Source organism: Rhizobium fabae (genome assembly GCF_003985135.1).
Lineage (GTDB): Bacteria > Pseudomonadota > Alphaproteobacteria > Rhizobiales > Rhizobiaceae > Rhizobium > Rhizobium pisi.
The window spans coordinates 24,301-45,338 of sequence record NZ_ML133668.1; the positions used below are offsets into that span (position 1 = coordinate 24,301).

Here is a 21,038-nt window from a genome sequence, read left to right on the forward strand (position 1 = left end):
TTGCAGAGGACTTCGATGAGCCACGACGATCACACGATGCCACCTTCCACACTCGCGCTCAGAATAAAGGCTATCGAAACGCTGATGGTCGAAAAGGGGAAGATCGATCCCGGTGCGGTGACGGAGATCGTCGATATCTTCCAGAACAAGCTTGGTCCGCGCATCGGCGCTGGTGTCGTGGCGCGTGCCTGGTCCGATCCCGCATTCAAGGCGCGACTGCTTGAAGACGGAACACAAGCGCTCAAGGACATGGGCGTCAGCGGCCTGCAGGGTGAGGCAATGATCATCCTTGAAAACACGCCGCAGGTTCACAACGTGATCGTCTGCACGCTGTGCTCCTGCTATCCCTGGACCGTGCTCGGTCTGCCACCGACATGGTACAAATCCGCACCTTATCGCAGCCGCATCGTCATCGAGCCGAGATCCGTGCTCGCGGAATTCGGCCTGGACATTTCCAACGACCGCGAGGTGCGCGTCTTCGACAGCAATGCGGAAATCCGCTACATGGTCCTGCCGGAGCGACCGGCCGGCACGGAGGGCTGGAGCGAGGACAGACTGGCGGCGCTGGTGACCCGTGATTCGATGATCGGCACCGGTGTGCCGCTTGCAGCGTCGGCGATCTGAGGAGGGCAATGTCATGAGATCAATCGCCGATATGGGCGGCATGCAGGGCTTTGGCCCCGTCGATCGCGCCGACGATGACACCAGGTTCAAGGCGGAGTGGGAAGCGAAAACATTCGCCGTCAATCTTCTTTCGCTCGCAGCCGGTTGCTTCAACATCGATGAAAGCCGCTACTCTATGGAGAACATGCCACCGGCCGATTACCTGACGACCTCCTATTTCGAACATTGGCTTTACTCGCTGGAAGATCTGCTGATTTCCAAGGGCGTCCTTACCGAGGAGGAATATCGGGCGCGGATCGCCGAACTTACCGAAAAGGAGGCTGGCCATGCTGCCTAAGGAAATGGTCGCCATTGCGATAGCCACCGGTGCGCCGACGCTGCGCGCAATCGGGACTGCGCCGAAGTTCAAGGTGGGCGATGACATCATGACGACCAATGACCACGTCTCCACCCACACGCGCCTGCCGGGTTATGCGCGTGACAAGCGCGGAACTATCGTCGGTTATGAAGGCGCGCATGTCTTTCCGGATGCACATTCGGCGGGACGTGGAGAATGTCCCGATCATCTCTATCGCGTCCGTTTCGACAGCGAAACGCTCTGGGGCAAAGGGAGTGACGGGCCGGGGGCCGTGTATTTGAGCCTCTGGGAAAGCTATCTAGTGAGTGGAGATGTGTCGTGATGGCAGATGATCTGACAATTGATCCGCGATGGCTCGACAACGGGCCGGCCTTTTCCGAGCCATGGCAGGCTGAGGCCTTTGCGCTGACCATGCAATTGTCGCACGCCGGACATTTCACCTGGGCGGAATGGGTTGCGGCATTTTCGAGCGAGATCAAGGCCTCCCCGCAAAGAGAAGACGAAGACATCAACACGGCCTATTATCGCCAGTGGATGCAGGCCCTTGAAAAGATCGTCGCGGGACGTGGCATGACGACAGACGAAGAAGTCGCCAGTTATCAGGAACATTGGCGGCGCTCCTATTTCCACACCGAACACGGCAGGCCTGTCGAATTCCGGAAGGGGCTCGCGCCGATCCCGCCCGGGGCCTTGGAAGAGCTCGAACACGAGCATGACCACCACCACGAGCATTGCCATGCTGGCGACCACGAAACACATTCCGGTCCGGTTGCAGTGAGCCCTGCTCGCAGACACGCTTCGGCGTAACCATTCCTCCATAAGGTGATAGCCGACCTGTGCGGCCGACTGCGGGACCTAAAGGGTCCGCATTCCTTTTCCGTTTGATTTCAAAGAAGAAATTAGGGGCGAGGCGGCTGCCGGATTATCCGCAAAACTGTTGATCCCGGACCTCGGACACGGCTCCTAATATACTGAAGCCGACCCCGCAAGCAGCCGCCTTGCGGCGAACTTGCGGCCGGAAAACCGCATTGACGGCAATAAAAATCGACAGAGGAAGAACCATGACATTTTCGCACGACAACATGAGGCTCACCCGCCGCAAGTTCCTTCACGCCGTGGGAGCCGGTGCCGCCGCCAGTGCGGCAACGTCCGTTCTGCCGGCCCCGGCTATCGCTGCCAGCCCGACGATTAAGATCGGCTATATCAGCTCGAAGACCGGTGCGCTGGCTCCGTTTGCCGAGGCGGATCCTTTCATCCTTGGCAAGGTCCGCGAGGTGCTAAAGGACGGGATTGTCAACAACGGCAAGACCTATACGGTCGAGATTAGCGATATCGATGACCAGTCGAATTCCGACCGTGCCGCCACCTCGGCAAGCCAGTTGATCAACAATGACGGTATTCATCTCATGCTCGCGCAGGGCGCGCTGACCAATGTTCCGGTCGCCTCGCAATGTGAAACGGCGGGCGTGCCGGGCATTACCACGATGGACCCCTGGCAGGGCTGGATGTTCCCGCTGAAGGGGACGCCGGATGTTGGGTTCAACTATGTGAACCACTTCTTCTGGGGTATCGAGGATATTATCTCAACCTTCATCGGGATGTGGGACCTGCAAAGCACCAACAAGAGGGTTGGGACTGTCTGGTCCAACGACCCGCCCGGCAAGGTCTTCGGCAATACCGAAATTGGTTTTCCCGCGTCGCTTGGCAAGGGCGGTTATTCGATTGTCGATGTCGGGGAGTTCCAGCCGGGCGCGGATGATTTCTCCCGGCAAATCGTCGCCTTCCGCGATGCCGGTTGCGATATCGTGACGGGTCTCTTCTCTCCGCCGGAATGGGCAGTATTCTGGCGTCAGGCGCAGCAGCTCGGCTTCAAGCCAAAGATCGCAACGCCGGCCAAGGCGCTGCTCTTCCCCGCCGGCATCGAGGCACTCGGCAAGGGCGGCGACGGTATGTCGACCGAAATCTGGTGGACGCCAGGCTATCCCTTCAAGTCGACATTGACGGGTCAGTCCTGCGGCGAGATCGCAGCGGAATATTCCAAGTCAACTGGAAAGCGCTGGACGCAGCCCATCGGTGTCGTCCATGCCCTGTGGGAACTCGGTATCCACGCGCTGAAGAACGCAACTGATCCTACCGATCCAGACGCCATCCAGGCGGTCATCAAATCGACCAAAATGACGACGGTTGTCGGCGATATCGACTGGGCCGGGAGCCCGATCAAGAATGTTGCCAAGCTGAAGATTGCTGGGGGTCAGTGGCGTCTCCAGCCTGATGGCACCTACGACCTGAAGGTGACCTACAACAAGAATGCCCCTGAAGTTCCGATCCAAGCCGATTTTACGATGGACTTGGCCAGGAAGGCCGGATGATGGCGGCGTCCGACGCGATGAGGGCGCTCACTGTCGAAAATGTCGTGAAGTCCTATGGCGGACCGATCGTGTTAGACGGTGTCAGCCTTGCGATCGATCCCGGGAAAATTCTCGGGATCATCGGTCCCAACGGTTCCGGCAAGACCACGCTCTTCAGCGTGATTTCCGGTGCTTTTACTCCTTCTTCCGGCAAGATTTTCCTTGCCGGCCGAGACGTCACCGCACTTGGCGCTTCGGCGCGCGCCATTGCCGGCATCGGCCGGACCTTTCAGGTTCCGCAGACCTTCTCGCATATGTCGGTCTACGAGAATGTGCTTGTTGCCGCGGAGTTTGCTGCGGGGCTAAAGGGTCGCGAAGGGGAAGAGGCGGCTTTTCAGGCCCTGAAGGTCTGCGGGCTGGAGAGCCGAGGAAATCTAGTCGCCGGCACCCTTCCGCTACTCGATCGCAAGCGTCTCGAACTTGCCCGCGCGCTTGCCACCAAGCCTTCCGTTCTTCTTCTGGATGAAATCGCAGGGGGATTGACCGACGACGAGGCTGCGGACGTTGCGAGAATCATCAAGGCGCTGGCAGCAAGCGGGATTGCTGTCATCTGGATCGAACATCTCGTTCATGTGCTCACCCATGCCGCAGACGAGCTCGCAGTCCTTGGTGAGGGACGCATCATCGCGCAGGGCGAACCGCACGAAACGATGCGCACGCCCAAGGTGCGGCAAATCTATCTGGGTATGGAGCCTGACATCGATGATCTTGATCAATGACCTCAGGGCCGCCTATGGGCCGCTGCCCGTCCTTTTCGGCTTCGACCTCAGTGTCGCGCGCGGTGAAACGCTGGCATTGATAGGCGCAAATGGTGCGGGGAAGACCACAACTTTTGCGGTGATGACAGGCCGGCTGAAGCCGCAGACAGGCCGCGTATCGGTCAACGGCCGAGACATTGCAGGGCTGACACCAATGGACATTGTCAGCCACGGATTGGCGCTGGTGCCTGAGGGGAGGCAACTTTTTCCGAGCCTCACTGTGGAGGAAAACCTGCTGGTCGGGGCGCATTCGCGGCGGTCGGGAGGATGGAGCCTTGAACGCGTCTACGAGATTTTCCCGACCGTCGCCGAGTTCCGCAATCGCCCATCGACAGCACTTTCGGGAGGTCAACAGCAGCTCGTTGCTATCGGTCGTGCGCTTATGTCCAACCCTGAGGTTCTGCTCTGTGACGAGCTCTCGCTTGGGCTGTCGCCTGCGGCCGTCGACACTGTCTACACTGCGCTTCAGAAGCTGCGTGGAGAGGGGCTCACAACCGTCATTGTCGAGCAGGACATTGCCCGCGCGCTTTCCGTCTCGGACCGCTTCGCGTGCATGCGCCATGGACAGATTGCGCTGTCGGGGCCGTCTGTGACCGCGGACAGGGCGGAAATCTCTAACGCCTATTTCGGGATGCGTTGATATGCTGGAAACCTTGATCAATGGCGCATTGGTCGGCGCACTTTATGGCCTCTATGGCCTCGGTCTGTCGCTCTGCCTCGGGCTCATGCGACAAATCAATCTTGCGCATGGTGATTTTATCGTCTTCTCCGCCTTCCTCGCCTTGCAACTCATGACACGCTTCGGGATTCACCCGCTGCTGGCGCTGCCAGTGGTCATGCCTTTTATGTTTGCGGTCGGCTGGGTCTTGCAGCGCTTCATCATCGAAAGGACACTGGGGCGCGGTGAGATGCCACCTATTCTGGTGACGTTTGGGCTTTCGGTCATTCTCCAGAACGTAATGCTCGAACTCTTCAGCGCCGACACCAAGAGCCTTGATCCAGGTGCGCTTGGAACGGCGGCGGTCAATTTCGGCTCGGTGGCGGTCGGTGTTCTGCCACTTCTCACACTCGCGGTGTCGATTGCCATCTTTGCTCTCACGGCGGCTGTCTTCGGCGGCACGCGCTTTGGCCGGGCGGTTCGCGCAACATCGGACAATGAAGCCGTGGCACAGCTGATGGGGATTGGGACGCGGAAAGTCTTCGCCACTGCCATGGGCTTTGCGCTCGCCATCTCCGCCATCGCGGCAATCTTTTATGGCATGCGCGGCACTTTCGACCCCTCGACCGGCCCGGAACGCATGCTCTTTGCCTTTGAAGCGGTGATCCTCGGCGGGCTTGGTTCCATCTGGGGAACGCTTGCCGGCGGGATTATTCTGGGCATAGCCCAGGCGGCGGGCACCTTCATTACCCCGAGCCTCGGCCCACTTGTCGGCCACATCGTCTTCCTCATCGGCCTGTTGCTGATGCCGGGTGGCCTCTTCACCAAAAGGATACGTGTATGACGCTCGCTTCGCCTCTCGCCCGGTCTCTCGTGGCTGTAGGCTTCCTTGCCGCAGTGCTGCTTGCCATTCCATTTACAGGCTCCCGATACGCTGTCTTACTAACGACCGAAATTGCGGCGGTTCTGGCGATTGCTCTCATGTGGAACCTGCTTGCGGGTTTCGGCGGTATTGTCTTCATGGGTTTTCAGGTCTTCATTGGCATCGGTGGATACACGCTCTTCATCGCCGCCAACGGCTTCGGCATGTTGCCATTTCCTTTCGTGCTGCTGTCCGCGATCGTCTGTGCAGGCTTTGCACTGCTGATCACACCGATCCTTTTTCGGCTGTCGGGTGCTCAGCTCGCCATCGGGTCTTGGGTCATCTCCGAAGTCGTCAGACTGATCGTCTATCATACGGGCCCGCTCGGCGGCGGTGGTGGGATCGCGCTGACGGCTGTGCGTGGTATTGATCGTTCCGTCAGGCTTTTTGCGACTTATGGCACAGCTGTTGCCATTTTGCTGATCGCGCTTCTGACCTGTCTCGGGCTGATGCGGAGCCGCTTCGGTCTCGCCTTGCGAGCGATGAAGGACAGCCCACTTGCTGCCGAAGCGATGGGCGTGACGATTCGCAAGACGCAGACCTATGTGCTGCTCATCGCAGCGGCGATTGGAGGTGCTGCCGGAGCCTGCTATTATATGGTTGCTCTGCAGGTAAGCCCGACGGCAGGTTTTTCGATGAACTGGATGGCGATTATCCTCTTCGCGGTAATCCTGGGCGGAATCGGAACGCTCGAAGGCCCGATCGTTGGTGTCGCCATTTACTTTCTCTTGCGCGAAACGATGGGCAACATCGGATCTCTCTACTTCATCATCCTCGGCCTGTTGGCGATCGGCGTCACATTGTTCGCACCGGGCGGTGCCTGGGGGCTGCTGAAGTCTCTGATCAAGATTGATCTGCTCCCCATCCGCCGCCAAATGCGTGAGGCAGGGCGGGGCGCTTGATCTCCCTATACTTCCGACCGGATTGGTTACTTCAATGATGCTGACAAGAGAAAAGGTTGGTCGGCGTTATGCGTGGTGACCGTCTGGTATTCACGGGCGTCGTGCCGGAATTGACCTTTTCCCGAATTTACAAGGGCGTTGCGCCGTTCATCGTCACCGACCTCATCCGCCTTGGGCTGCTGATCGCCTTTCCCATCCTGGCGACATGGCTTCCGGCCCATCTCTAAAAATACGAAAGCGAGTCAATTCATGATGGACAAAAAGGCTGCCACAATTACTGCCGGGGGCGCTTTGCTGGCGCGCTTGAAGGCCGTTGGCGTCGATTACATCTTCGCCAATTCCGGCACGGATTTCCCGCCGATCATAGAGGGCCTGGCGGAAGCATCCGCCAAGCAGATACCGTTGCCAAAGGCGATCGTTATTCCCCATGAAAATGCTGCCATGGGCATGGCGCACGGCTATTATCTGGCGACGGGACGTGCGCAAGCCGTGATGGCGCACACCAATGTCGGTCTCGCCAATTGCGCTATTGGCGCCATAAACGCTGCGACCGAACACGTTCCAATGTTGCTTTTTTCCGGACGGACGCCCGTCGTGGAGAAGGGGCGACTCGGTGCACGAACCGTACCGATTGGCTGGGGTCAGGAAATGCGGGACCAGGCCGCGATGATCCGCGAAACCGTAAAATGGGACTATGAGCTGAAATTCCCTGAGCAGGCCGTGGACATTGTTGATCGCGCCTTCGCGGTCGCCAACTCCACGCCGCGTGGGCCGGTTTATTTAAGCCTGCCGCGTGAGGTGCTCTGCGGGCCATGCCCTTCGGACCAGCTTGAGGCGCCCGCAACGATTGCCGCAGCCAGTGCAGGGCCGCGCCGCGCCGACATCGAGGCCGCTGCGAAACTCCTCAGCGAAGCAAAGGCCCCGCTGATCATAGCGCAACGCGGCGCAGGGTCGGTCGAAGGATTTGCAACATTGTCGCGCCTTGCCGAAGATTGGGGCATTGCGATTTGCCAATATTGGGCGATCCAGCTTGCAGCGCCGACCGACCATCCGATGGCGGTGGGCGGCGACCCTGCCGAATGGCTTGCTGAGGCCGATCTCGTGCTGGTAATCGATAGCCTGGCGCCATGGTCCCCGGACATTCACGTGCTGAAGCCGGGCTGCAAGGTGGTCCATATCGGCGAAGATCCGCTTTATGCGCGCTTCCCAGTCCGCAACTTCCCCTGCGATCTGGCACTTGTCGGCGATACGGCCGATGTCATCATTGAACTCGCTGCCGCCGTTTCCAGCTTTTTGCCGCAGACGAAAATGGTCCGCGATGCCCGCCGCACCAAGGTCGCAACTGCATCCTCCTGGCGCCGCGCAACCGTTCTGGACCGTGCAGCCGCAGGCCGTGGGCCCGTGATGTCGAAGGCTTTTGTCAGCACCTGCCTTTCCAAGGCAATCGAGGGAATCGACGCGGCAGTGCTTTCGGAGCTTGGCGCACCGCTCGAGGAGCTGACATTGCACTCGCCCGACACCTGGTTTCAGGAACCGCATTCCGGTGGTCTTGGCTGGTGCTTCCCCGCAGCGCTCGGCATGAAACTCGCGCAGCCAGACAGGCTGATCGTCGCCACGATGGGGGACGGTTCCTACATGTTCTCCAACCCGGTCGCCTGTCATCAGATTGCGGAAGCGGCGGAAATTCCGCTGCTTGTTCTCGTTCTCAACAATTCCGAATGGGGGGCGGTACGCCAGTCTGTGCTCGGCGTTTACCCGGATGGCTATGCCTCAAAGGCAAACACCATGCCTTTGGTTTCGCTCGCGCCGACGCCGGACTTCACAAAGGTGGCGGCGGCGAGCCGTGCCTGGACGGCCAAGGTGGATCGCGCAGAGGATCTCGACACGGCTCTGGCAGCCGCAATCGAGCAGGTGACGATACACAAGACCCAGGCTCTCGTCGAAATCCGGATCGCGCCGTAATGACCCTTCTCAACGTCGAAGAATACAGGCAGGCGGCGCGGCGCCGGTTACCGCGCTTTGTCTTTGACTATCTGGACGGCGGTTCAGAAGACGAGGTCGCACTGAAGGAAAACCGCAGGGCTTTCGAGGCGATCAAAATGACGCCGCGGCTGCTCAACGATGTTTCTGTTCGCGACCAGAGCATCGACTGGTTCGGGCAGCGCCTTCCGATGCCGATCGTCATCGCACCGACCGGCCTTAACGGCCTTTACCGACGCGACGGAGATATTCTGCTTGCAAGGGCTGCTGCCAGATTATGCATCCCCTTCGCCCTGTCGACGGCCTCGAATAATTCTATCGAAGAGGTCGCTAAGGCTTCGAATGGCGATCTGTGGTTCCAGCTTTATGTGATGAACCGCGATTTCGCCGATCAGCTAGTGGATCGGGCGCTTGCGGCCGACTTCAGTCATCTGGTTCTGACGGTGGATGTTGCGGTGGGCGGCAAGCGGGAGCGCGATGAGCGGAACAATTTCGTGATGCCGTTCCGCTTCCGCTCGAAGACAATCGCCGACGTCCTTTGCCATCCCCGCTGGCTCTGGGATGTGGGCCGGCATGGCGCGCCGTCAATGGCTAATCTCGCCACGGACACGTTCACAGATCCCAATAGGCAGGCAGCACTCCTCTCCCGCAAGATGGATGCGAGCTTCGATTGGGACGATTTGAAACGTCTGCGCGACCGCTGGCCACGTCGCCTGCTGGTGAAGGGGCTTTTACACCCCGACGACGCTGAGCGTGCTGTTGCCCTCGGCGTTGATGCCGTCGTTGTCTCCAACCATGGCGGCCGTCAACTCGACATAGCTCCCGCACCGATCGACGTTCTGCCTCGTTTCTCCTCCCTCAACGCTCCGATCATTGTCGATAGCGGCATCCGGCGCGGCAGCGACATCGTGAAGGCGATCTCGTTGGGCGCTAGCGCCGTGATGATAGGCCGCGCTGCCTTGTTCGGCCTCGCCGTTGGCGGTGAGCAGGGGGTAGTCGAGGTGATGGAGGTTCTGAAAAGCGAGATCGATAGAACGCAAGCCCTTTTAGGGGCGAGGGAACTTGTTCGATCAACTTCCGGCGCATTTTTGCCTAATGTTGTAGGATCGCCCCAGTTGAGTTCTTTGTAAGCGACAAGCTGGGGCCACTCAGGCTGTATAGTTCCACGGCATGAGGGCTTCGATTTCGGTGTTGGGCCATGCCTTCGACCCGGTCGAGGGCCTCGTCGATTTCGGCCAAGCTCTCGTCCCTCGGTTTGAGAGGAAGGTACGTCAGGTCGATATCGACCGAGAGGCGCGGGAGGTCTCTGTAGAACAGATTGATGGCGGTTCCACCTTTCAATGCGAAAGCCGGTTCATCCGCAATCATCGGCAAGGTCTGGACAAGAAGCTCGAGCTGGGAAACATACTGGTCACGGGCCATCGGTGTCCTCAGGCTTTCCAGGAAGATACTCTTCGGGAATAGTGATGCGGTATGTGGGATGTAGCTTGCCACCCTTGATGAATGAGCGGTCGCCGCTTCCGAGATCGATGATCGATCGGTCGACATGCTTGAGCCAGGCATGCTCGTGGCGGTCGGCAAAGACGAAGAAAAGCCTTTTCACCTGGACCTTGGTGCATTCGGCGAGAAGCTCGGTGATGCGGCGCGGACGCAGGTTGGTCAGACCCTCGAAGATCGTATCGATGTTGTGAAAGCTTTCGTTTTCCGGCAGTTCATCCAGCGCTTCAAGGATGCCCCGCTCCGGCGTTGAGGCGCGTATCGTCCAATTCTGTAAAAACAGGATGGCGTTGCCGTCCGATTCAGCCGCCAGTGGTTCGATCTCGAGATCTGCCGTCTTGAAAAGTCGCGTACTGCGCAGGATCGGGAGGCCATTGGTGGGGAGGTTCGCGAGCCATCGGGGCGCATCGCCATAGATGAAGATTTTTTCGGTGGTTCCTAGCGCAAGGTAATGCACATGCCCGCGAAGTCCGAGCGCAGTGCGGCCGCCGACATGGAACGGGTAATCCATGATCGTCTGTGCGGACATGACCGCGATGCGCCAGTCGATGCGCTCTTCGGCTGAGCCGTCCCGCCCTGAGGGACGCCGATAGACGCCATGCATGATGGGCTCCAGCCAACCGCGGCGGAGATAATCATATGTCGAGCTCCGGCGGATTTCCATTTTCCGCATCCACGCGGAATCCACGATGAAGCCTGCCGGGACCTCGTCCAGCATCGACTTTAACTTGTCGCGTTTTTGATCGCTCATGACGGACAAAAATGACACTATTTAAAGTGTCCGGCAAGGAGACTTTAGAAAGAAAGAAAAATGTCCGCTTCTAACGGACTATCACGGCTGATCGTACGGCGACGACAACCAGCCCGTCATCGTTCATCTTGAAGCCATTTTGCCCAAAGAGGCAGGAAGGCGCGATAGTTCTTCATGCCCACGCGCAGAAAATGCAGGCCTTCGACCTTGCGATCCTTCTCTTTCGTACTCACGAAGCAGAACGCGCGAACCGGCGTGCCCTGCGTGCTTCGACCATGCTTGTCGAGATAAAGCACCCCGCCATGGGCTTGGAAAGGAACGGAAGACGATGAAGGCATCGCAGTTTTCAGACGCACAAAAGGCGTTCATTTTGAAACAGGGTGATGAAGGTGTGCCGGTGGCGGAGATCTGCCGGAAGGCGGGAATTAGCCAGGCGACCTATTTCAACTGGAAGAAAAAATACGCCGGCATGTTGCCGCCGGATGAAACTTCAGTGGCAGGTCAATTAATTTCAGATAGATGGACATGCACTGCAACGTCGCTGGTTGAGGGCCGAGCATCCTGTCGGTCACGAGTTTGGCGAACGATCGGAATGAGCCTCCCTTTTACAATCCTTCGTACCCGTTGGGCCTGGAAGATCATACGGTGGACTAGGTAGGATCTCCGAGTGGTCCTCATCATAGGTGGCCTTCATCTCGCCGAGATGCACTGTTTCTGCAGCTTGCTCCGTGCCGGGGAGCGCTACCGCAACATTCCTTGAGATTCCTTCCTGAACCGCATGGACATGGATCTTTGCTCCTGCGCTGCAGGCGACCGATCAGGGGGAGAATAGCTGCAGTCGGCAAGAATGCGGCGACAAGAGTGATTAACTTAGCTGAGATGCCAGGGACAACGCGGCGACGACCGGACTTGAAACCACTCCAGGCGCGCTCAGCGACATATCCTGCGTCCAGCTTGGGCAATATCTTGAAGAGAGCCGCCCGGTTCGCGCCGGACCTTTCAAGAAACTCGGTGGATACCGGTCCTGGCGCGACACATGTAACGGTAACGCCAAAGCGGCAGGCCTCCTGATGGAGCGCGTCCGAAAAAGAGTGCACGAAACCCTTGCTTGCGTAATACAAAGCCATGTACGGCCCGGGAACGAGACCCGCTATGGAGCCGAGATTGATAACGCCGCCACGTCCGCGCGCCAGCATTCCAGGCAGGAAGCGAAGGGTCATGTCGGTCAGGGCGCGTATATTGAGATCGATGATCCCAATCTGATCTTTGACGGGGAGTAACGTCGCTGCGCCTCGCAGGCCATACCCAGCGCTGTTGACCAGGACGCCGCATACCAAATCGTTGGCAGTCAGAAAAGCCTCGAGATGCGCCGGGGCATCGGCAGCGAGGAGATCCAGCTCCAGCGTGAACGCCTCCCCGCCGGCCTGCTGTACGTCGACCGCCGCCGCGGCGAGGCCCTCAGCCGAACGCGCGACGAGTACGACGACATTGCGTTCACGGGCCGCAACCTTTGCGATTGCTCGTCCAATGCCACGGGAAGCACCAACCACGACGACAGCCAAACGGGGCTCACTGTGCGACGTCATTTCGATGTCCCTGCCGCCGACATGATGGCAGGGGTACCGCTCTGGGCGAGGCGTTTTACTTCGTCCGCGACCTCGCCGTTCAAGATCCTTTCGAACCGTTCCAATGCCCGAGCGACATTCGCTCCATCCATGACCCTGTGGTCGTAGTGGATGCGGACAGCAACCGATCCATCCTTGCCGATTGGACCGTAGTTGAGAAGTGTGGTCAGTGGGGTAAGGGGGTTGAGGGACTCCGCTCCAAGGCCCGAATAGACGGACAATTGGAACGTGCCGAAATAGCGCGCGCGTTTCCGCCCGATATTGAGCCCGAGCCACATGAGCAGCCACCTCACAGGGGCAGGTGCGCGAGCAAGCTTCAGAGAGCGCCGAAACTCTTTAATCTCCAGAACCGGAAGTGACCTCGCTGCGCGGATCAGCGTTTCCAGCTGGGAAATGGAGCGTTGCTCGGGTCCTTTGATGATGCTCAGCAGAACGACCCGCTCTCCCTCATGCTCGCGCTCATGGGCAATGGAGGCCACACTGGCCGGATATTCATAGAGCTGCGGCCATGGAAACTTGATATAAGCGCGCCGCAACTCGGGAATTTCTTGAGAAAGCAGGGCGTATCCCTTCAAGAAAAGCACAGTCCAGGACGGCCGGGCATCCGGTCCGTCTCTGGCATCGAGGAGGGGGCGAAGGTTCATATGCCGCTGGACCGTCACACGCGGTACCCCGATCGAGAATCTCATCAGATCTCCGACAAGTCGTCGCGATGCCGAGAGCTTGATCGTTCGTCCTCTCATCTTGCCACCTCTAGTAAAGATAAGGGATAATGCGCTTGGTCTTCGCCATATATGCGCGGTATTGCGGGCCGAAAACTTCCAACATCATGCGTTCTTCCTGGTCTACCCTGAGGAAGAATAGAACGGCGAAGCCGATTAGACCCGCCATGCCTGCCACCCAGTTCGACAGCAGAAACGCTTGTGAAAGCCCCATCAGAAGGAACGATGTGTACATGGGGTGGCGGACAAGGGAGTACGGGCCAGCGCATATCAATTCGTGCTGCTGTCGGATCTCCAACGTAATCGACCAGTTTCGTCCCAATTGCTTGTGGGTTCTTCGAAAGACCCACATTGCGGCGCAGAAGAGTATCGCCCCGATCACGACGGCCCACAAACGAGGTGTATAGTTGGCGGCTTCAGGAATGCCGGTCGCGACGTAGAATCCCGGCACGATCGCAAGTCCGGCGAGAGCTGCCGCAAGCCCCACCGCCTCAGAACCGGTACGGCGGTTGCTGATAACAGGCACTCGCTTTGCGCGGCGCTCAAATGGGTATCGAATGATGTACCATGCAACAATTCCGAGAACCCAGACGACCTCGCCGACGACGGCTGCTGATAAATTCAAATCAAGTCACCAGAACCTTTCTGTGGTCTGCATCCGCGATCGCCAACCCGTGTCTTGGATGCAATCAACCTGTATTCATCTCCCGCAGGCTTGTAATGAATTGTTGCGGCCTTAGCCAAATGCCGGGCGCCTTATAACCCATGTGCTTTGCGATATCCGCCACAAAGGCGTTGCAATTATAAACCGATGCCTCCCAGAGATGAGAGGTTGCCTGCAGTTTGCGTATATACGCAACTGTGTCGTTATATTCACTATCACTCAGCATCACACGCCAGCTTGCCGACCTGTACTGCTCTTCCAGGTCACCATCCGTAGCTCCGGTCGTGGCCGGAACCGGTATGAAGTGGCCGATTACATACTGGGCGGCATCGGGAGAAGCTGGGGCAAGGCCTGCGACTTCGGGATTGATCATATTTCCGTTCTTATCCGCCCGCCCAAAAACGACGTAGGTGTGGCCGTAGGTCAGCGCATAGCGTGAGCGGAATTCGATGAAATACTGATTCGATTTGTTTTCAGCCACATTGGTTGGAGCTACACCTCTGCCATTCGACGTATAATGCGGTAAAGGCCTTTTGTCTTCTGTCTGGCATGACGATGCCACGACCGCCAACATAACAACTAGCGACATACCGCCTCTTCCAAGCGCCATCACTAAGCTCCATGTGCAGGCCCTGACGAACAGGAGCCCGAAGTCAGCATTTAATATGCCACTCGTGCGCTGTGAGTTGTGAAGGAGCGCAAGCCTGGCGGTTTATGGCATAAGAAGAGGAAGGGTCTGTACGACCCTTCCTAAATTTCAAACGCGATAGTCTACTTGTAGACTGCTGCTGCCGGCGGTGGGGCCTTCCCCTTGCCTTTGCCAATCGATCCGCAAGCACTCAGATTGGCCACCGCAAACATTGCAACGATCACGAATAGAATTCTGCTCATCATGAAGTCCTCTCCTCATCATGGGATAGCTTTTGAGGGCTACACCTTAAAGTTTAGCGACAATCATCACCCTGAATAGGGCAGATATGATGCAACATGCAACGAATCTACATTAGCAGATACACATTGCTATGGCCAACCCTGCGATTTCAAATGGTAAACGCCATCAGATGACAACAACGCGTGTGCCTATGCGTGCACGAGAGTAAAGGTCGACGATGTTTGCGTTCGTCAAGCGAATACACCCATTCGAAACTGCACGGCCTATAGACCAGGGGGCATTCGTTCCGTGCAACCGGAATAGGGTATCTTGTCCACCTTGGTAGAGGTAGAGGGCCGCTGCACCGAGAGGGTTGAGCGGTCCTCCCGGTATTCCATCGGCATATTGGGCCAGCCGCGGCTTGCGCTGAATCATGTCACTGGTGGGTTTCCACGAAGGCCACTCTGCCTTATAGCCGATGGTGGCCTCGCCCTTGAAACTCAACCCTTCCTCTCCGACCGCAACGCCATAGCGAGTCGCCTGTCCGCCAGCCTCCACGAAGTAAAGGTAGCGGCTCGCCGTATCGACGACGATCGTTCCGGGCGGTTCGCTCCCCGTATACGCAACCTCCCGTCGTCGATAGCGGGGATCGAAATCAGGATCCATTGCAAACCCAAACCGGTAGCCCAGCGGCGGCCCATCGCCTGAAGTACATCCAGAAAGCATCAGAGCCAAGCTCCCCAGCACGAGCCCCCGGCGCATAATATGGTGTTTGTCCATTCCCACCTGCCAAGTAATTCCGTCGATCCCGTTCATTCCAAATTAGAGTGCGACATCTTTTGACAAAGACACTCAACGCTGTGGAGGATGAGGTCGCAACACTGGCAACATCCGAAGCTGCGCAATAACATGCGCTTCTATTAATCCGGGAAACCCCTTGCATCAATAACTGCGCCGATCGAATATTAGCATAGCAATAAGGACAGAGACGATGAAGCTTTCCCTGGAGGGAAAAATCGCGATTGTGACGGGCGCAGGTTCCGGAATTGGTGCCACCGTTTCCCGACAACTCGCTGAGGAAGGTGCCGAGGTTGTTGTCGCCGATATCAATGCTGACGCAGCACGTACAATTGCCGCCGCAATCAGATCAGAGGGACGCCTCGCCCGTGAATTTGTCGTTGATGTCAGTGACAGTGGGAGTGTGCAGAGACTTGTCGATTTTACCGTCGAGACATGTGGCGGCCTGGATCTGGCGGTCAACAATGCGGGAATCGATGGGGTGCGCGCAGCGGTCGCAGACTATCCGCTCGATAGTTGGCACGAGGTGATGAACGTCAATCTGAACAGCGTTTTCTATAGCATGAAGTCCGAAATTGGCGCGATGCTTAAGTTGGGTGGCGGCGCAATCGTGAATATGTCTTCCACTCTCGGGTCCGTTGGATTACCCACCGCGGCGGCATACACCGCAGCCAAGCACGGGGTTGTTGGAATGACGAAAGTCGCTGCGATGGAGTATGCACGATTGGGTATCCGCATAAATGCCGTCGGTCCCGGCTGGATCGAAACGCCACTTTTGTCAGAGCACCTTGAAGCGGCGAGTTCGCGTCGCATGGCATCGCTTCAACCAATGGGCAGGCGTGGAAAACCGGAAGAGGTCGCGGCTCTTGTGTGTTTCCTCTTGTCCGAGCAGGCCAGTTTCATCACTGGGGCGCACTATTTGGTGGACGGAGCCTATACCGCTCATTGAAGAAAGAGGTTGAGAAGAAGAGGCGATTACCCTTTTTTCATATCGGCTCCTGAGACTTATCGCCACTTGCGGGGGCTTTTCGGTTTGTGGCTCCAGTCGAGTTCAAGAATCAGTTGATCCTCAACCAATGCCGCAGCGCCGCCTCCCCCTCACTGGCATGGACGGTCTTTGTGAGGCTCTTGATCTCTTCACGTATTTGAGCATCGACGCCGCTGACCGCGACCCTCAATTCGAGAAGGGCGATCTGCCTCGCTTGCTCGTCAAGGCGGTGTGGATCACCGATCTGCCTTTATGAACGTTATCCTTCCTCCTCGCGAAGATGAAAAGACTTTGGCCTCGATCCCGGTCAATCTGCCTTCATCGCGCGGAGTGCACTTGTGCGGTCTTATGCAGCAACAGCCACCAGCGGCTCGCAAGCAGGCCGTTTTATGGCTGCTGGAGAGGCTCTGCCTTCCCCGCCTCGCATTCCGGCAGTCGCACAGGTTTGGCGAGTTTCGCCAGCACCTCGGGCTTGGCGCATGCCGGGAAGCCGGCGAGCGGCATCGTCTCTATGAACCGGTTGCGCTCGATTGTGCTCAGACCGGGTTCATTGATCATGCTCTCGACAGTCACCTCGGGGTGCTGTTTGAGAGCCTCCATGGCTGAAGCTTTCGCCTCATCGGTTCGACCCAGTGCTGCAAGAGAGCTGCTGCGGACCACCCAAGTCCACCTTTGGTAGTTGTTGGGCGTCATGCGCTCCAGCATCGTCACCGCGTCCTGATACCGCCCCGCCATAAAATAGGCAGGTGCGAAGAAGTTGGACGCCCACATCGGATAGTTCGGGTCGAGCCGCATGACCTTGTCGACCATTTGAGCGCCGCGTTCCGGCTCTCCTAAGCGTGCGGCGAAGCCGCTGTAAAAAGTCAGGATTTCGGACGAGCCCGGAGCGAGGCGAAGGGCCGTGTCGAATTCGGACTTGGCGCGGCCCATGTCGCCCTTATTGGCAAGGCTCATCGCAAACACCACGTGTGCTTCAGCGTCGCGCGGATCAAGCCTCACCGCGCGTTCGGCCACATCGGCAGCCGCCTTGCGGTTGCCCTCGGGATCGACGCCGAACACACCCATCAGATCATGAGCGTGGTAAAGTTCTACCCAGGCCCGTGCCAGCCCGGGGTCCAGTTCCACGGCGCGATTGAGAAAGGTGATGGCCTCCTCGTCATCGGCTTTGGTGAGCTTTTCAATCTTCTCGGACCCGAGCAGGTAGTAATCATAGGCGTTCAGGTTTTCAGGCCGTTTGCGTTTGGCTGCAGCCCGCCCGGCCTCTTGAATCAGTCCCACTCCGCCGCCGAGACGGTTGGCGACCTGCTCTGCGATTTCGGTCTGAACGGCGAACACGTCCTCGGCGGGCCGGTCCCAGTTCTCCGACCAAAGATGGCGGCCGGTTTTTGCATCGATCAGCTGTGCAGTGATCCGTACCCGCCCACTCTGCCGCTGGATCGAGCCTTCCAGCACAAAGCCGACATGGAGCGCAGTTGCGACCTGGAGGGCATCCACCGGCCTGCCCTTGTAAGCTTCCGTCGAATTCCGCGCCACCACCTCGAATTCGGGAAACCGCGCGAGGTCGGTGATGACGTCCTCGGTCAGGCCATCGGCCAGACGCCCGCTTGCCTCGTCGCCGCCATAATTTTCGAAGGGCAGCACCGCCACCGAAGGCTTGCCGATCGGAGTTTCCGGCTGGAGGAACCACCAGGCGGCCCCGCCGCCTGCCAGAGCCAACGCGACCATCGCCGCCGCAGCCGTCCCGGCCCAGCGTGGTATCATTCCCAGAAGCGGGCGCCGCGCCCGTTTGCCGTCGAGTCTCAGCCGATACATCCGCACCGGGCGGCTGATGTTCTTGACCTGCTGCTCGCCGGCGAAATCGAGCGGCCAGTCGAGTTTGCCCTGGAGATGATCGTATGCCGTCCCCGACACCATCACGCCCCCCGGCTCGGCGAAATGCTCCAGTCGCGCGGCGACATTCACTCCATCCCCATACAGATCGCCATCCACCAAGGCGACATCGCCCAGATTGATCCCGACGCGGAATACGACGCGCTCAGGCTCCGGCAGGTCGGCGTTGCGCGCGGCCACGCTATTCTGAAACTCCGCGGCGCAGGCAACCGCATCAACCACGCTGTCGAAGGCGACGAGCGCGCCGTCGCCCATCAGCTTGATAACGGTGCCATGGCGCTCAGAGATGGCGGGATTGATCAGGTCGGCGCGAATGGCCTTCAGTCGCCTGATGGTGCCGGCTTCATCGGCCTCCATCGCCTTCGAGTAGCCAACCATATCCGCTGCCAGAATCGCAAGCAGCTTCCGGTCGAGCGTGGGGGTACTCATCATCGTTGCCTTGCATGCACATGCAACAGTGTCGGCAGTCTACACCCAGGGAAGCGCCGCAACCAGCACACCGCCAAAACGGCATGTCTGCTTGCGGCGCAATGCGGCCGCGAATTTACTTCGGCCGGTGGCATCTGCTACCGAATTCCGCACTTGTGCGCGTGGACTAGCCTCGATCGTGCACTAGACAATCTGCTTGCCACCCCCGGCGGCTGGCTGCCCGGATGCGCACGACTTTGCAAAGTAGAAGCCTTCTGACCCTCGCTTGGGTGACGCGTGGTGAAGATCCACGGCCGCGGGTGAGCGGCACAGGGGCTAGGAGCAGGAGGCGCTTGCATATTCTTGATCGACCGCCGCATCGAGATCGACAACAACAGCGTCGAGAGAACCTATCCCGCAAATGCCCGCAGCAATTCAGTAAAGCGCGCAACTTCCACTAGGCGGCAATCAATCCGATCTCTTCTGAACTCAGCGGAGGAGCCCATCAACTGTTCCCAGCCGATCGTGCATCGCTTTGGAAGGGAAAGCATTCGCTTTCAAAGGGCTGCGCAGGCCGGCGGATCGTCGAATACCGAGGCGGCCACCCCGCGTCAAAAATCGACGTTCATTCCGGTCCAGTTGTAACGACTGTTCATCGGAGGTTCATTGAGCGGAAGCCCCAATGGGGCACTCTTTCGTCATCAGCGTCATAGCTCAGGCGGGAGAGAAGACTGAAACGTCAACATCATCGACCGAGGCCAATCACATGTCGCACAAATTGCTTCTCTCTGCTGCCGGCTCGTTGCTTGCCGCTTTCGTCATATCGTCGCCGGCGCATGCGTTGACGATGAAGGAATGCAGCACAAAGTATCAGGCTGCCAAGGCTGACGGTTCCGCCAAAGACATGAAGTGGAATGATTTCCGCGCCAAATTCTGTGGCGCGGATGCTGCCGCCGCGGATAAGGAAGACGAGGCGGACATCGCAAAAACAACCGAAAAGGAACCTGAAAAGCCGACGACAGCGGCGCCGAAGAGCGTCAAGCTCCCGAAGGCTATCGACAAGAAATACTCGAGCGAAGCGCCCGCTAAAGCCCGCCTTCATACTTGCGTCGACGCTTATCATGCCGCGAAGGATGCCGGCACGCTCGGTGATCTGAAGTGGATCCAGAAGGGCGGCGGATATTGGAGCCTCTGCAACTCCAGCATCAAGGCTGCTGGGTGAACGAAGCTTTCATTGATTCAGAAGTGAGAAAGACCGCCTCCCCGGGCGATCTTTCTCGTTGAGGCCAATGCCAGCGAGAGGCTTCCAGCCCTTTGCGTGCTTCGTTTGCGATTTTTCCTCTCTTTTTGACGGCAGTGATCTGCGGATTAATGGCAGTGATAATCGCCTCCTCCCTTGGCGTCTGTGCCTCTGCCAGCTTCTAAAGGGTTTCGCCTCGCCAAATAGGTTTCTTAACGTCTCGCATTCCGGCGAGGCGTCGGATCGGCCATTAACTAGACATCATCGATGAGAATCACAGGTCCAGCATAATGGGGAGCGTTCTCAGAAATATGTGCACGTCCTCGGCCCGTCTCGGTCAGGGGACGAGTACGGGCATTCCTTGCAAATTGTGCGATGGGCGGGGCCTCCATTGCGACCTTCCCGTGGTTTTGTCTAACTGTATTTTTCGGCCCGGATGAGGCCTACACGAATGATCACATCACCTACCATAACGGGATGATGACGTGGTGGGGATTGCTGGAAGCCGTCGAATTACTTGCAGAGATAGCTGTGTTCGGCATTGCTGCCGGGGGGCTGTTCTGGCTGGTAGCCGCCTCAGGCGTCAAAAGTCGTCCCGCTTTTGAAAAGGTGTTTGAATAGCGGCTCTCGATATCGCCCGATATCCTCGATTCGGTTGGCGGCATCTTCCAGCATAGTGGCAGTGTCTGGCTTGGTCATAATACGCCAAAACTCCTAGAAAACGTCACTGCTCGTGTTGTTTGCACCTTTGAAAAGTCCGCTCTTCGATGGAGGCGCCTGGTATTCATTCATTGCGTGTTCGAGGCGGGACTGAGCAGCGAGGAACATCGTGTATGGGCGTGTCGTTCGATCATGTCCCAGGACGTGGTGTAGCTTAGACGACCACGGCTCATCCCAGAGGGCCGGATGAGTGTCAGCTTGCTGCTGGCAGGCTGATGAGGGGATCATCGCTCATTGTGGCGATTGTCTCAAGT

General features: G+C 58.2%; 25 protein-coding genes and 2 pseudogenes. 17 read left to right on the forward strand and 10 right to left on the reverse strand.

Annotated elements, in window-relative coordinates:
* Window positions 1-15: 15 nt before the first annotated feature.
* The 12 genes from nthA (at window position 16) to EFB14_RS31900 (ending at window position 9,740) form a co-directional block, all read left to right on the forward strand.
* A complete protein-coding gene (gene nthA, locus EFB14_RS31850) occupies window positions 16-624 on the forward strand; it encodes a nitrile hydratase subunit alpha (RefSeq protein WP_126830741.1) in 609 nt (202 codons plus the stop codon).
* 13 nt (window positions 625-637) lie between these two features.
* Window positions 638-961 carry an SH3-like domain-containing protein gene (locus EFB14_RS33790; protein ID WP_126830743.1) on the forward strand — a complete coding sequence of 108 codons (324 nt, stop codon included), beginning with the start codon at window positions 638-640 and terminating at the stop codon, window positions 959-961.
* Entirely contained in the window at window positions 951-1,304 is a 354-nt protein-coding gene (locus EFB14_RS33795; RefSeq protein WP_126830746.1) for an SH3-like domain-containing protein, read from the forward strand. Before EFB14_RS33790 ends, EFB14_RS33795 begins: the two co-directional genes overlap by 11 nt.
* On the forward strand, window positions 1,304-1,789 hold the full coding sequence (locus tag EFB14_RS31865) for a nitrile hydratase accessory protein (RefSeq protein ID WP_126830748.1): 486 nt from the start codon (window positions 1,304-1,306) through the stop codon (window positions 1,787-1,789). Before EFB14_RS33795 ends, EFB14_RS31865 begins: the two co-directional genes overlap by 1 nt.
* A gap of 254 nt (window positions 1,790-2,043) precedes the next feature.
* On the forward strand, window positions 2,044-3,351 hold the full coding sequence (locus tag EFB14_RS31870) for an ABC transporter substrate-binding protein (protein WP_208661935.1): 1,308 nt from the start codon (window positions 2,044-2,046) through the stop codon (window positions 3,349-3,351).
* The gene (locus tag EFB14_RS31875) at window positions 3,348-4,109 is read left to right on the forward strand and encodes an ABC transporter ATP-binding protein (protein ID WP_245438355.1); all 762 of its coding nucleotides are present in this window, start codon (window positions 3,348-3,350) and stop codon (window positions 4,107-4,109) included. Before EFB14_RS31870 ends, EFB14_RS31875 begins: the two co-directional genes overlap by 4 nt.
* A complete protein-coding gene (locus tag EFB14_RS31880; protein WP_126830749.1) occupies window positions 4,093-4,788 on the forward strand; it encodes an ABC transporter ATP-binding protein in 696 nt (231 codons plus the stop codon). Before EFB14_RS31875 ends, EFB14_RS31880 begins: the two co-directional genes overlap by 17 nt.
* 1 nt (window position 4,789) lies before the next feature.
* Entirely contained in the window at window positions 4,790-5,650 is an 861-nt protein-coding gene (locus EFB14_RS31885; RefSeq protein WP_126830751.1) for a branched-chain amino acid ABC transporter permease, read from the forward strand.
* Entirely contained in the window at window positions 5,647-6,630 is a 984-nt protein-coding gene (locus EFB14_RS31890; protein WP_126830753.1) for a branched-chain amino acid ABC transporter permease, read from the forward strand. Before EFB14_RS31885 ends, EFB14_RS31890 begins: the two co-directional genes overlap by 4 nt.
* A gap of 68 nt (window positions 6,631-6,698) precedes the next feature.
* Complete coding sequence (locus tag EFB14_RS33165; protein WP_164737628.1) at window positions 6,699-6,857, forward strand: hypothetical protein; 159 nt, start codon at window positions 6,699-6,701, stop codon at window positions 6,855-6,857.
* A 22-nt stretch (window positions 6,858-6,879) separates the two neighbouring features.
* Window positions 6,880-8,592, forward strand: coding sequence for a thiamine pyrophosphate-requiring protein (locus tag EFB14_RS31895; protein ID WP_126830756.1), 1,713 nt, complete (start codon window positions 6,880-6,882; stop codon window positions 8,590-8,592).
* Window positions 8,592-9,740, forward strand: a complete 1,149-nt coding sequence (locus EFB14_RS31900) for an alpha-hydroxy-acid oxidizing protein (protein WP_126830758.1) — start codon at window positions 8,592-8,594, stop codon at window positions 9,738-9,740. The genes EFB14_RS31895 and EFB14_RS31900 overlap by 1 nt, the downstream gene beginning before the upstream one ends.
* Before the next feature lie 70 nt (window positions 9,741-9,810).
* On the opposite strand, the pseudogene EFB14_RS31905 reads toward EFB14_RS31900, so the two are convergent.
* The 3 genes and pseudogenes from EFB14_RS31905 to EFB14_RS31915 all read right to left on the reverse strand — a co-directional run.
* A pseudogene (locus EFB14_RS31905) lies at window positions 9,811-10,032 on the reverse strand (nucleotidyl transferase AbiEii/AbiGii toxin family protein); the annotation flags it as partial.
* Window positions 10,022-10,858, reverse strand: coding sequence for a type IV toxin-antitoxin system AbiEi family antitoxin domain-containing protein (locus EFB14_RS31910; RefSeq protein WP_164737630.1), 837 nt, complete (start codon window positions 10,856-10,858; stop codon window positions 10,022-10,024). The pseudogene EFB14_RS31905 and the gene EFB14_RS31910, both read right to left, overlap by 11 nt.
* Window positions 10,859-10,974: 116 nt before the next feature.
* Window positions 10,975-11,214, reverse strand: a complete 240-nt coding sequence (locus EFB14_RS31915) for a hypothetical protein (protein ID WP_164737621.1) — start codon at window positions 11,212-11,214, stop codon at window positions 10,975-10,977.
* Between EFB14_RS31915 and EFB14_RS31920 the strand changes: the two are divergent.
* Window positions 11,187-11,342, forward strand: a pseudogene (locus tag EFB14_RS31920) (transposase); the annotation flags it as partial. The gene EFB14_RS31915 and the pseudogene EFB14_RS31920 sit on opposite strands and share 28 nt — an antisense overlap.
* 193 nt (window positions 11,343-11,535) lie before the next feature.
* On the opposite strand, the gene EFB14_RS31925 reads toward EFB14_RS31920, so the two are convergent.
* The 6 genes from EFB14_RS31925 to EFB14_RS31950 all read right to left on the reverse strand — a co-directional run bounded on the left by EFB14_RS31925 (window position 11,536) and on the right by EFB14_RS31950 (window position 15,520).
* The gene (locus EFB14_RS31925; RefSeq protein ID WP_183605267.1) at window positions 11,536-12,444 is read right to left on the reverse strand and encodes an SDR family NAD(P)-dependent oxidoreductase; all 909 of its coding nucleotides are present in this window, start codon (window positions 12,442-12,444) and stop codon (window positions 11,536-11,538) included.
* A complete protein-coding gene (locus EFB14_RS31930; protein ID WP_126830762.1) occupies window positions 12,441-13,226 on the reverse strand; it encodes a hypothetical protein in 786 nt (261 codons plus the stop codon). Before EFB14_RS31930 ends, EFB14_RS31925 begins: the two co-directional genes overlap by 4 nt.
* Window positions 13,227-13,236: 10 nt before the next feature.
* Window positions 13,237-13,830, reverse strand: a complete 594-nt coding sequence (locus EFB14_RS31935) for a protein-S-isoprenylcysteine O-methyltransferase (RefSeq protein ID WP_125851015.1) — start codon at window positions 13,828-13,830, stop codon at window positions 13,237-13,239.
* A 64-nt stretch (window positions 13,831-13,894) separates the two neighbouring features.
* Window positions 13,895-14,479, reverse strand: a complete 585-nt coding sequence (locus EFB14_RS31940) for a hypothetical protein (RefSeq protein WP_126830764.1) — start codon at window positions 14,477-14,479, stop codon at window positions 13,895-13,897.
* Window positions 14,480-14,640: 161 nt separating this feature from the next.
* On the reverse strand, window positions 14,641-14,760 hold the full coding sequence (locus EFB14_RS33695) for an ABC transporter (protein WP_125851033.1): 120 nt from the start codon (window positions 14,758-14,760) through the stop codon (window positions 14,641-14,643).
* Window positions 14,761-14,926: 166 nt separating this feature from the next.
* Window positions 14,927-15,520, reverse strand: coding sequence for a L,D-transpeptidase (locus EFB14_RS31950; protein ID WP_164737629.1), 594 nt, complete (start codon window positions 15,518-15,520; stop codon window positions 14,927-14,929).
* Between the two features lie 211 nt (window positions 15,521-15,731).
* Here EFB14_RS31950 and EFB14_RS31955 point away from each other — a divergent pair, with 211 nt between their 5' ends.
* Window positions 15,732-16,487: an SDR family NAD(P)-dependent oxidoreductase gene (locus EFB14_RS31955; protein ID WP_126830768.1), complete on the forward strand. Its 756-nt coding sequence runs from the start codon at window positions 15,732-15,734 to the stop codon at window positions 16,485-16,487.
* A 426-nt stretch (window positions 16,488-16,913) separates the two neighbouring features.
* Here EFB14_RS31955 and EFB14_RS31965 read toward each other — a convergent pair whose 3' ends face one another.
* Window positions 16,914-18,845 carry an adenylate/guanylate cyclase domain-containing protein gene (locus EFB14_RS31965; protein WP_126830783.1) on the reverse strand — a complete coding sequence of 644 codons (1,932 nt, stop codon included), beginning with the start codon at window positions 18,843-18,845 and terminating at the stop codon, window positions 16,914-16,916.
* A 342-nt stretch (window positions 18,846-19,187) separates the two neighbouring features.
* Here EFB14_RS31965 and EFB14_RS31970 point away from each other — a divergent pair, with 342 nt between their 5' ends.
* The 3 genes from EFB14_RS31970 (at window position 19,188) to EFB14_RS31980 (ending at window position 20,685) form a co-directional block, all read left to right on the forward strand.
* Window positions 19,188-19,469, forward strand: coding sequence for a hypothetical protein (locus EFB14_RS31970; RefSeq protein WP_126830770.1), 282 nt, complete (start codon window positions 19,188-19,190; stop codon window positions 19,467-19,469).
* 121 nt (window positions 19,470-19,590) lie between these two features.
* Window positions 19,591-20,046, forward strand: a complete 456-nt coding sequence (locus tag EFB14_RS31975) for a hypothetical protein (RefSeq protein ID WP_126830773.1) — start codon at window positions 19,591-19,593, stop codon at window positions 20,044-20,046.
* A gap of 393 nt (window positions 20,047-20,439) precedes the next feature.
* Window positions 20,440-20,685, forward strand: coding sequence for a hypothetical protein (locus EFB14_RS31980; protein WP_245438356.1), 246 nt, complete (start codon window positions 20,440-20,442; stop codon window positions 20,683-20,685).
* Window positions 20,686-21,038: the final 353 nt, after the last annotated feature.